Source organism: Streptomyces sp. NPDC002958, assembly GCF_055563255.1.
On sequence record NZ_JBVHDS010000074.1, the window covers coordinates 1 to 2145 of the forward strand.

A 2145-nucleotide genomic window follows, 5' to 3' on the forward strand; every position below is an offset into this window, starting at 1 on the left:
CACGTCGGCGCAGCTCAAGCGGGTAACGGGAAGGTCGTGCCATGACTCGATCCTTTCATGAAATCGAGCCTCCACCTGACCCGGGGCGGTTCAGTTGCTGCCCGACGTGCATGTCGTGGATGCCGGCTACACCACCGCCGGCCTGTTCCTGACCGCGACCGAGCAAAGCATGGAACTCCTCGGCCCGGCCCCGCACGACAGCAGCCCGCAGTCCCGGCAGAATCAGGGCTTCTCCCGAGCCGACTTCACCATCGACTGGGAAACCGAGAGCGCCGTCTGCCCGGCAGGGCACCGCAGTTTCGAATGGTGGGAGCAGAAACACCACCGTAACGGCACCCCCGTGCTCAAAGTGTTCTTCTCCGCCGAGCGCTGCCGCCCCTGCCCGAAGCAGACGTCGTGCACCAAGCCACCATCCGGGCGCCGAGGCAGAGGCATCACCTTCCTGCCGCGTGAGCGGTACGAGGCCCTCGAAGCCGTCCGCCAGGCGCAGGAGACCAAAGAGTGGAAGGGCCGCTACGCAATCCGGGCCGGAGTCGAAGGAACGATCTCCCAGGCCGTACGCGTCACCGGCCTGCGCCGCACCCGCTACCGCAATCTGCCCACTACCCGGCTCGGCCACGTCTTCGCCGCCACCGCACTCAACCTCATCCGCATCGACCGATGGCTGACCGGCACCCCACTCGGCGGCACCCGCACCTCCCGCCTCGAAGCCCTGATGCTCGCGGCCTGATCACCCGAATCACGCATTCCTCAGCAGAGTCCTTCAGCCCGGTGGTGAAGCGATTCTGAGCGCTGCTCTGACCGGCAGGCTAGAGCGGACGGTTCTGCTGCTCGATGTACTGACGGACGATGGACAGCGGAGCCCCGCCCACCGAGCCGGCGAAGTAGGAGCCGGACCACAGACGCTGAGCCCGCCAGTAGTGTCGGACCAGTTCCGGGTACTCCTGGCGGAGCCGGCGTGAGCTGACGCCCTTGAGCGAGTTGACCAGCTTGGACAGGGCCACTTTCGGGGGGAAGTTCACCAGCAGATGCACGTGGTTGTCCTCGCCGTTGAACTCCACCAGCTCGCATTCGAAGTCCTCACACACGGCCCGCATGACCTCCTCCATACGCGTCAGGTGCACGTCCTCGAAGACCCTGTGCCGGTACTTCGTCACAAAAACCAAATGTGCGTGGAGGGCAAAAGCACAGTGACGACCAGTACGAATGTTCTGATACTCAGCCATAGGCCAACTGTATTACGGTGTTCGGTATGCAGCTTCGGTACACCTTCCGCGTGTACCCGAACGGTCCTCAGCGTGTGGCGCTGGCCCGGGCGTTCGGGTGCGCCCGCGTCGTTTTCAACGACGCGTTGCGCACCCGCAAGGACGCCCATGAACAGGGCCTGCCCTACCCGAAGGCCGGGAACCTGTCCAAACAGGTCATCACCGAGGCGAAGAAGACCCAGGCCCGTGCCTGGCTCGGCGAGGTGTCCGCCGTGGTGCTCCAACAGTCCCTGCGGGACCTGGACACCGCATACATGAACTTCTTCGCCTCGCTGAAGGGCACCCGCAAGGGGCCGAAGATCGCAGAACCCCGGTTCAAGTCCCGTAAGGACAGTCGGCAGTCGATCCGCTTCACCAGGAACGCCCGGTGGAAGATCACCCCCGGCGGGGACCTGTCGTTACCGAAAATCGGCGCTGTGCGGGTGAAGTGGTCCCGTGTTCTGCCCTCGGCCCCCTCGACAGTGACTGTGATCAAGGACGCGGCCGGAAGGTACTTCGCGTCCTTCGTCGTGGAAACCGAACCCGAAACGCTGCCCGCCGTGGAACCGGTCGTCGGCATCGACCTCGGCCTTGGACACTTCGCGGTCCTCTCCGACGGGACCAAGATCAGCAGCCCCCGGTTCCTGCGCCGGGCGGAGAAGAAACTCAAACGGGAGCAGCGCAGTCTGTCCCGTAAGGCGAAGGGGTCGAAGAACCGGGAGAAGGCCCGGGTCAAGGTCGCCCGCGCGCATGCGCAGGCGGCCGATGCGCGGCGCGAGTTCCACCACCAGCTCTCCGCACAGATCATCCGCGAGAACCAAGCGGGTGCGACACGAGGTCGCACCATACGAGTAGGGGCGCGCCGATGCGCAGGAAAGGAGGACGCCCCTCGGGCCAGTGT

At 65.2% G+C, this 2145-nt stretch carries 3 protein-coding genes; 2 read left to right on the forward strand and 1 reads right to left on the reverse strand.

All coding sequences use genetic code 11. The features are described from left to right. Positions 1-94: 94 nt before the first annotated feature. Positions 95-730, forward strand: coding sequence for a transposase (locus tag ACZ3IC_RS34105; RefSeq protein WP_467422598.1), 636 nt, complete (start codon positions 95-97; stop codon positions 728-730). A gap of 79 nt (positions 731-809) precedes the next feature. Here the strand turns inward: ACZ3IC_RS34105 and tnpA are convergent, their stop codons facing one another. Beyond that, positions 810-1226, reverse strand: coding sequence for an IS200/IS605 family transposase (gene tnpA, locus ACZ3IC_RS34110; RefSeq protein WP_114242432.1), 417 nt, complete (start codon positions 1224-1226; stop codon positions 810-812). Positions 1227-1252: 26 nt separating this feature from the next. Between tnpA and ACZ3IC_RS34115 the strand changes: the two genes are divergently transcribed. Then, a partial coding sequence (locus ACZ3IC_RS34115) for an RNA-guided endonuclease InsQ/TnpB family protein (protein ID WP_467422601.1) occupies positions 1253-2145 on the forward strand: 893 nt, incomplete at its 3' end.